The 7803-nt window shown below is 74.8% G+C and carries 8 protein-coding genes; 6 read left to right on the top strand and 2 right to left on the bottom strand.

What is annotated here, in order from left to right; translation table 11 throughout:
- Positions 1-45: 45 nt before the first annotated feature.
- The 6 genes from EF918_RS29045 (at position 46) to EF918_RS29020 (ending at position 6114) form a co-directional block, all read left to right on the top strand.
- A complete protein-coding gene (locus EF918_RS29045; RefSeq protein WP_260610783.1) occupies positions 46-1641 on the top strand; it encodes an MFS transporter in 1596 nt (531 codons plus the stop codon).
- 25 nt (positions 1642-1666) lie between these two features.
- Complete coding sequence (locus EF918_RS29040; protein WP_125651907.1) at positions 1667-1870, top strand: hypothetical protein; 204 nt, start codon at positions 1667-1669, stop codon at positions 1868-1870.
- Positions 1867-2271, top strand: coding sequence for a type II toxin-antitoxin system death-on-curing family toxin (locus tag EF918_RS29035; RefSeq protein WP_125651906.1), 405 nt, complete (start codon positions 1867-1869; stop codon positions 2269-2271). The genes EF918_RS29040 and EF918_RS29035 overlap by 4 nt, the downstream gene beginning before the upstream one ends.
- A gap of 136 nt (positions 2272-2407) precedes the next feature.
- Complete coding sequence (locus EF918_RS29030) at positions 2408-4195, top strand: DEAD/DEAH box helicase (protein ID WP_125651905.1); 1788 nt, start codon at positions 2408-2410, stop codon at positions 4193-4195.
- A gap of 379 nt (positions 4196-4574) precedes the next feature.
- Positions 4575-5216, top strand: coding sequence for an IclR family transcriptional regulator (locus tag EF918_RS29025; protein ID WP_125651904.1), 642 nt, complete (start codon positions 4575-4577; stop codon positions 5214-5216).
- Positions 5217-5316: 100 nt separating this feature from the next.
- Positions 5317-6114, top strand: coding sequence for a PDZ domain-containing protein (locus EF918_RS29020; RefSeq protein WP_125651903.1), 798 nt, complete (start codon positions 5317-5319; stop codon positions 6112-6114).
- On the opposite strand, the gene EF918_RS29015 is transcribed toward EF918_RS29020, so the two are convergent.
- On the bottom strand, positions 6083-7402 hold the full coding sequence (locus tag EF918_RS29015) for an MFS transporter (RefSeq protein ID WP_260610782.1): 1320 nt from the start codon (positions 7400-7402) through the stop codon (positions 6083-6085). The two genes, EF918_RS29020 and EF918_RS29015, sit on opposite strands and share 32 nt — an antisense overlap.
- A complete protein-coding gene (locus EF918_RS38645; RefSeq protein WP_260610781.1) occupies positions 7399-7629 on the bottom strand; it encodes a hypothetical protein in 231 nt (76 codons plus the stop codon). The genes EF918_RS29015 and EF918_RS38645 overlap by 4 nt, the downstream gene beginning before the upstream one ends.
- Between the last annotated feature and the right edge of the window lie 174 nt (positions 7630-7803).

Genomic DNA, 7803 nt, shown 5'->3' with positions numbered 1-7803 from the left:
CAACGGACAGGGGCGAAAAGCGGCCACGGAACTTACTCTGGGGCGATGACTGCCTCCACCGACCCATCCAGCGCCCCCGCCTCCGGCCCGACCGCCCCCGCCCCCGCCGGCATGGGCGAGCCCGGTCCGCCGGTGGCCGTCGCGGGCACAGGGGAGCCCGGTCCGCCGGGGGTCGGCGCCGGCGGTGGGATCTGGGGGGCCGCGCATCGGGCGCTCAGTGTGGGGATGGTCGCCGTCATCTTCGTGATCGCCTTCGAGGCGACCGCCATCGGCACCGCCATGCCCGTGGCGGCCCGTGAGCTCGACGGGATCGGGCTGTACGCCTTCGGGTTCTCCGCCTACTTCACCACCAGCCTCTTCGGCATGGTCCTCGCCGGCCAGTGGTCCGACCGGGACGGGCCGCTGCGTCCGCTCGCCGTCGGGATCGCCGCGTTCGCCGGCGGCCTGGTCGTGGCGGGGACCGCCACCACCATGTGGGCGTTCGTCATCGGCCGCGCCGTCCAGGGCTTCGGCGGCGGCCTGGTCATCGTCGCGCTCTACGTCGTCGTCAGCCGCGCCTACGACGAGCGGCTGCGGCCCGCGATCATGGCCGCGTTCGCCGCCGGCTGGGTCGTCCCCTCCATCGTCGGGCCGCTCGCCGCCGGAACCGTCACCGAGACCGTCGGATGGCGGTGGGTCTTCCTCGGCATCCCGGCGCTCGTCGTCCTCCCGCTCGCCGTCGCCCTGCCCGCCATCCGCCGCACCGCCTCCGGGCCCGTCGACCCCACCGCCCCGCGCGTCGCCCTCGACCGGCGGCGGATCCGGCTCGCGCTCGGGATCTCCCTCGGCGCCGGTCTGCTCCAGTACGCCGCCCAGGACCTGCGGTGGATCTCGCTGCTGCCCGGCCTGGCCGGGGTCGCGCTGCTGGTGCCCGCCGTGCTCGGGCTGCTGCCCCGCGGTACCTACCTGGCCCGGCGCGGTCTGCCGTCCGTGGTGCTGCTGCGCGGCCTCGCGGCGGGCGCGTTCATCGCGGCCGAGAGCTTCGTCCCGCTGATGCTGGTCACCCAGCGCGGGCTGAGCCCGACCCTGGCCGGGCTCTCGCTCGCGGCCGGCGGGCTGACCTGGGCGCTCGGCTCGTGGGTGCAGTCCCAGGGGCGGACCGAGCCCTACCGGGAGCGGCTCATGGTGTTCGGGATGGTGCTGGTGGCCCTCGCCATCGCCGCCGCGCCCACCGTGCTGATCGACTCCGTTCCGGTGTGGACGCCCGCCGTGGCCTGGGGCGTCGGCTGCTTCGGGATGGGGCTGGTCATCGGGTCCACCAGTGTGCTGCTGCTCCAGCTGTCGGCGCCGGAGGAGGCCGGCGCCAACTCCGCCGCCCTGCAGATCTCCGACGCCCTCGCGAACGTCGTGCTGCTCGCCGCGGGCGGCGCCGCCTTCGCCGCGCTCGGCGGCGGGGCCGTCGGAGCCGTGCACGACGCCACCGCCTCGGCTGCCGCGGGCGGGGCCTCCGCCTCGCACCCGGCCGCCTTCGTGGCCGTCTTCCTGCCCATGGCGGCCGTGGCCCTGGCCGGCGCCTGGGTCGCCACCCGCCTCCACGCCCCGGCCCCCACCGACCCCGCCCGGACCACCGCCGTCCCGTCGGTGAAATCCGCTGCAGGCTGACCGGCCGGGCCGATAGCGTCGTCGCATGACCGAGCCACTGGCCCTCCTCCTCTCCGCCCCCGAACGCGCGGAGCTCGCCGACCTCGCCGACGCCACCGGGCGCACGCCCGAGGACCTCGCGCTGGACGCCGTACGGGAACGCCTGGCGGCCGAACGGGCCCGGGTCGGGGCCGAGGCGGAGCGGCTGGCCGGGCTGCACGCCGAGCTGCTGAGGAGGCTCGGGGCATGACGCGTCACCTCACCCTCGCCGAGGTCGCCGACCTCGCCCGGTTCGCCTGCCTGGCCCGCGAGCAGACGGTCGAGGTCCGGGCGCCCGGACTGCTGGAGTCCGCCGTGCACCGGCCGCGCGCCCGCATGTTCGGGACCGCCGCGTACGAGGACCTGCACGAGCAGGCGGCCGTGCTGCTGCACGGCATCGCCACCAACCACCCGCTCGTGGACGGCAACAAGCGGACCGCCTGGCTCGCCGCCGTGACCTTCCTCGCGGTCAACGGCGTCGACCTCGCCGCCGCCGACCAGGACGCCGCGTACGCGCTCGTCGTCTCCGTCGCGTCCGGCGAGCTCGCCGACACCGGGGAGATCGCCGCCCGGCTCCGGGCCCTCGGCCGGGGCGCGCCCGCGCGCGTGTGACGCTCGCCGCACCCCCCGAGGTCACGGCCCCGTCCCGCCCGTCGGGGCGGGGCCGCCCCGGTAAGGTGGCCCGGTTGTCCTACGTACGACCGACTGCCGAGTGCTACGACTGCCGAGAGCGACGAACCCGGAGACCGTGACTACTACCGCCTCCCACCACCTCTCACCCGCCTTCCCCGGCCGTGCCCCCTGGGGCACCGCCAGCAAGCTGCGCGCCTGGCAGCAGGGAGCGCTGGACAAGTACGTCCAGACCCAGCCGCGGGACTTCCTCGCGGTCGCGACCCCCGGCGCCGGCAAGACCACCTTCGCGCTGACCCTCGCCTCCTGGCTGCTGCACCACCACGTGGTGCAGCAGGTGACCGTCGTCGCGCCCACCGAGCACCTGAAGAAGCAGTGGGCGGAGGCCGCCGCCCGGATAGGCATCCGGCTCGATCCCGAGTACTCGGCCGGGCCGCTCAGCAAGGAGTACCACGGCGTCGCCGTGACCTACGCCGGTGTCGGGGTCCGCCCGATGCTGCACCGCAACCGCTGCGAGCAGCGCAAGACCCTCGTCATCCTCGACGAGATCCACCACGCCGGTGACTCGAAGTCCTGGGGCGAGGCCTGCCTGGAGGCGTTCGAGCCGGCGACCCGGCGCCTGGCGCTGACCGGTACGCCGTTCCGCTCCGACACCAACCCCATCCCGTTCGTGACGTACGAGGAGGGCAACGACGGGATCCGCCGCTCCGCCGCGGACTACACCTACGGCTACGGCAACGCCCTCGCCGACGGCGTCGTCCGGCCGGTCATCTTCCTCTCCTACAGCGGCAACATGCGCTGGCGCACCAAGGCCGGCGACGAGATCGCCGCCCGGCTCGGCGAGCCGATGACCAAGGACGCCATCTCGCAGGCCTGGCGCACCGCGCTCGACCCGCGCGGCGACTGGATGCCGAACGTCCTGCGCGCCGCCGACCAGCGGCTGAGCGAGGTCCGCAAGAGCATCCCCGACGCCGGCGGCCTCGTCATCGCCTCCGACCAGGACTCCGCGCGCGCCTACGCCAAGCTGATCCGGGAGATCACCGGCACCCGGGCCACCCTGGTGCTCTCCGACGACGCCGGCGCCTCGAACCACATCGACACCTTCAGCGGCAACGACGACCGCTGGATGGTCGCGGTCCGCATGGTGTCCGAGGGCGTCGACGTGCCCCGCCTCGCCGTGGGCGTGTACGCGACGACGATCTCCACCCCGCTGTTCTTCGCCCAGGCCGTCGGCCGTTTCGTACGGTCGCGCAGGCGCGGCGAGACGGCCTCGGTGTTCCTTCCGACGATTCCGTACCTGCTCGGTTTCGCCAACGAGATGGAGGTCGAGCGCGACCACGTCCTGGACAAGCCGAAGAAGGCCGGCGAGGACGAGGACCCGTACGCCGAGTCCGAGAAGGAGATGGACGAGGCGAACAAGCAGCAGGACGAGGACACCGGCGAACAGGACATGCTGCCCTTCGAGGCGCTGGAGTCCGACGCCGTCTTCGACCGGGTCATGTACAACGGCGCCGAGTTCGGCATGCAGGCCCACCCGGGCAGCGAGGAGGAGCAGGACTACCTCGGCATCCCGGGCCTGCTGGAACCCGAGCAGGTCCAGATGCTGCTCCAGAAGCGGCAGGCCCGGCAGATCGCCCACAGCCGCCGCAAGCCCGACGCGGAGGCGGACCTGCTGGAGCTGCCGGCCGAGCGGCGGCCGGTGGTCTCGCACAAGGAACTGCTGGAGCTGCGCAAGTCGCTCAACACGATGGTCGGCGCCTACGTCCACCAGAGCGGCAAGCCGCACGGCGTGATCCACACCGAGCTGCGCCGGGTGTGCGGCGGCCCGCCGAGTGCGGAGGCGACGGCCGGGCAGCTGCGCGAGCGCATCAAGAAGGTGCAGGAGTGGGCCACCCGGATGCGGTGAGCCAGGGGACGGGGTCCGTGCGGAGCTTCGCACGGACCCCGTCCCGCGTTCCGGCAGTCGATTTTCGGACGAACCGTCGATCACGGCGCGCGCCCGCCCTTCGGTAGATCGAACAGCGGACGACCTGCCGGAACCGGCCCGGCGGCCAGGAGCGAAACACCACATAGGGGTGGTTGGCGCCCGGATTCTGGACGAGCCCTTCCGCTGAGCGGACCCGCTCGCTACTGTCCCCGCATCGAACGCCCCGTGGCAGCGCCGCCGCGGGAGCGCAGCCGGTGCCATGGCCTTATACCGGCGGCCTCTCCGTGCGTCGCCGAAAGGGACCGGCCACGCCCCGCCGTGAGAGTCAGCCGCCGCTCACCACAGAGGGAGAGGCGTCGTGACCGCGGAAACCTCCCAGACTCTCGACCGAGGGCTGAGAGTCCTCAAACTGCTCGCCGACACCGACCACGGGCTGACCGTGACCGAGCTGTCCAACAGACTCGGCGTCAACCGCACCGTCGTCTACCGGCTCCTGGCCACCCTGGAACAGCACGCCCTGGTCCGCCGTGACCTCGGCGGGCGCGCCCGGGTCGGGCTCGGGGTGCTGCGGCTGGGCCGCCAGGTCCATCCGCTCGTACGGGAGGCGGCGCTGCCGGCGCTGCGCTCCCTCGCGGAGGACATAGGTGCAACCGCCCATCTGACGCTCGTCGACGGTACGGAGGCGCTTGCCGTGGCCGTCGTCGAGCCGACCTGGACGGACTACCACGTCGCCTACCGGGCGGGCTTCCGCCATCCGCTCGACCGTGGTGCCGCGGGCCGAGCCATCCTGGCCGCCAGGCAGGGTGCGCTCACCGAGCCCGGCTACACCCTCACCCACGGCGAGCTCGAAGCCGGAGCCAGCGGGGCCGCGGCGCCGCTGCTCGGCGTCACCGGCCTGGAGGGCAGCGTCGGCGTGGTCATGCTGGCCGACGCCGTGCCCGAGCGGGTCGGACCGCGCGTGGTCGACGCGGCCCGCGAGGTCGCCGACGCCCTGCGCTGACCGGCGCACCGACGCGGCGGCCGCCCGCCCCCACCGGCCGCCGCGACACCCTGCACCCGGCCCTTCGGCCCCGTCCTGCCCGGGCGGCTAGATTGGCCGGGTGCTCTCTCGCCTCGCTCGTCTCCCGCGTCCCGCCGCCCTCGCCCTCTGCGCCGCCCCGCTGGCGGGCCTGCTCGCCGTGGCGGCGTTCGCCCCGCTGCCCTTCGCGATCGCCCAGCCCGGCCCCACCGCCGACGTGCTCGGCGCCAAGGACGGCCGGACCGTCATCAGCGTCAGCGGTGCGCCGGCCCGGGAGACCAGCGGCCAGCTGCGCATGACCACGATCCAGGCCACCGGCCCGTCCGAGGAGACCAGCCTGGCCGAGCTGGTGCGGATGTGGTTCCGCACCGACCGGGCGGTCATGCCCCGCGAGGCCGTCTACCCCTCGGGCGGATCGGACGAGGAGATCGAGCGGCACAACCTGGAGGAAATGGCCACGTCGCAGTCGACCGCGACCGAGGCCGCCCTCGGCTATCTCCACAAGGACCCCAAGGACGTCAAGGTGGAGCTGAACCTCGCCGACGTCGGCGGCCCCAGCGCCGGCCTGATGTTCTCCCTCGGCATCGTCGACAAGCTCGCCGGCGACGGCTCCGGCGGTGACCTCACCGGGGGCCGTACGGTCGCCGGTACGGGCACCATCAGCGCGGACGGCGAGGTCGGCGCGGTGGGTGGGGTGGCCCTGAAGACCCAGGCCGCCCGGCGGGACGGGGCGACCGTGTTCCTCGTGCCGAAGGCCGAGTGCGCGGACGCGCGCACCGACCTCCCCGAAGGGCTCCGGCTGGTGCCCGTCACCTCGCTGACCGGGGCCGTGGACGCGCTGCGGGCCCTCAACCGCGGGGAGCCGGTTCCTTCCTGCTGACCGGCTCCGGGCCCCCGGCGCCGGCACCGGCGGCCGGGCCGGTGGGGGCGCCGGCGGGGGCCGGGCGGTGGTCCATGGCCCGCCAGGCGGGGAAGACCAGCGGGGACAGGGTGGCCAGCAGGTACGCGCCGCCGAAGAGCAGCAGGGCGGTGGCCGGGCCGAGGCCCTCGATCAGCAGGCCGGCGGCCAGTCCGCCGAGCGGCATGGCCAGTTCGCAGCCGGCCGTGGCGACGCCGGAGACCCGGCTGCGCAGCTCCTCGGGGATCTGCTCGTAGAAGATCGTGCCCAGGACCGGGTTGAGCACCCCGGCGCCCAGCCCGGCCAGCGCCATCGTCACGGCGAGCGGGAGCGTGGTGTCGGTCAGCGCGGCCACGACGTAGCGCGGGGCCCCGCTGCACAGGAACGCGGCCGTGAACACCGCCCGGCGGGGGAAGCGCTCGCCCCAGACCCCGTAGAGCAGCGCGCCCAGCAGGGCGGCGCCGCCGAACAGGGAGACCAGCAGGCCGACGGCGGCAGCCCCGCCGAGCTGCTCCCGGCCGTGCACGGGCAGCAGGACGGCGCCCCAGCCCTGGTCGAGGCCGTTGGTCAGCATGACCATGCAGGTGATGCCCAGCAGCAGTCGGTGGTTCATCAGGAACCGCCAGCCCTCGGTGAGTTCGGCGCGGTAGCCGGCGAACGAGATCCGCTCGGTCCCCGGCCGGGGTTCGGCCGCGGCGACCCCGCGCACGCCGCACGCCACCAGGGCGGCGGACACCGCGTAGGTGGCGGCGTCCAGCAGCAGGACGTTCCCGGCGCCGAGGACGGCGATCAGCAGTCCGGCCAGGGCCGCACCGATCATCCGGGCGCCGCGCGAGACGGCGTCGTAGAGGCTCGTCGCCCGGGACAGGGAGGTGCCGGCGTGTTCGGCGAGGTGGGGCAGGAGGACCGAACGGGCGGTCAGGCCGGGGGTGTGCACCAGGCCGCTGACCGCCATCAGCGCGCAGAGCATCCAGAACTCCAGCAGCCCGGCCTGGTGCAGCAGCGGGATCGCGCCCACGGCGAGGCCGCAGACGGCGTCGGAGACGACCGAAACCCGGCGGCGGCCGATCCGGTCGATCACCGGGCCGCCGACCAGGGCGGCGACGACGACCGGCAGGGTGGCGCAGAAGGCCACCAGGCCGGCCCGGCCGGCGCTGCCCGTGGTCTGCAGGACGAACCACGGGACGCCGATCAGGGTGAGCGAACTGCCCGCGATGGAAACGGTGTTGGCGGCGAGTACGGCGGCCAGCGGGCGCCGGGCGCGGCTCACTGGGCCGCGGTGGCCGGGCGCGGCCGGACGAGGCGGGTGCCGGCCCCGATGAGGGCTTCGCCGAGGCGGATCCGGGCGGCGGCGAGCGGGGCGGAGGCCGGCCGGGACCCGGCGGCGGCGCGTACGGCGGTCCTCGCCAAGCGGTCGGCGCGGGCCCGGGCGGCGAGTTCGGCGGAGCGGGTGGCGTGCGTCTGGGCGTGGATCTCGGCGGGGCTGAAGGCGTGCATGGCAGGACTCCTTCGGAAGCTGCGAGGGCGTGAGGGCGTGAGGGCGTGCCGGGGCGCGACGGGGCGCCTCGGGGCGCATGAGGGCGCGTCAGGGTGCGTCAGGGCGCGACGGGGCATGCCGTGGCCGCGCGTGCGGGGGCGGCCCGGTCCGGGCGGTGACGTGAAGGGGGGTGT

Source organism: Streptomyces sp. WAC06614, from assembly GCF_003949795.1.
Classification (GTDB): Bacteria; Actinomycetota; Actinomycetes; order Streptomycetales; family Streptomycetaceae; genus Streptomyces.
This window is presented reverse-complemented; position numbering and strand designations above follow the sequence as displayed.

Excerpts from the sequence above, each read along its gene's own strand:
- EF918_RS38645 (WP_260610781.1), bottom strand. The coding sequence starts at position 7,629 with ATGCACGCCTTCAGCCCCGCCGAGATCCACGCCCAGACGCACGCCACC.
- EF918_RS29045 (WP_260610783.1), top strand. The coding sequence starts at position 46 with ATGACTGCCTCCACCGACCCATCCAGCGCCCCCGCCTCCGGCCCGACC.
- EF918_RS29035 (WP_125651906.1), top strand. The coding sequence starts at position 1,867 with ATGACGCGTCACCTCACCCTCGCCGAGGTCGCCGACCTCGCCCGGTTC.
- EF918_RS29040 (WP_125651907.1), top strand. The coding sequence starts at position 1,667 with ATGACCGAGCCACTGGCCCTCCTCCTCTCCGCCCCCGAACGCGCGGAG.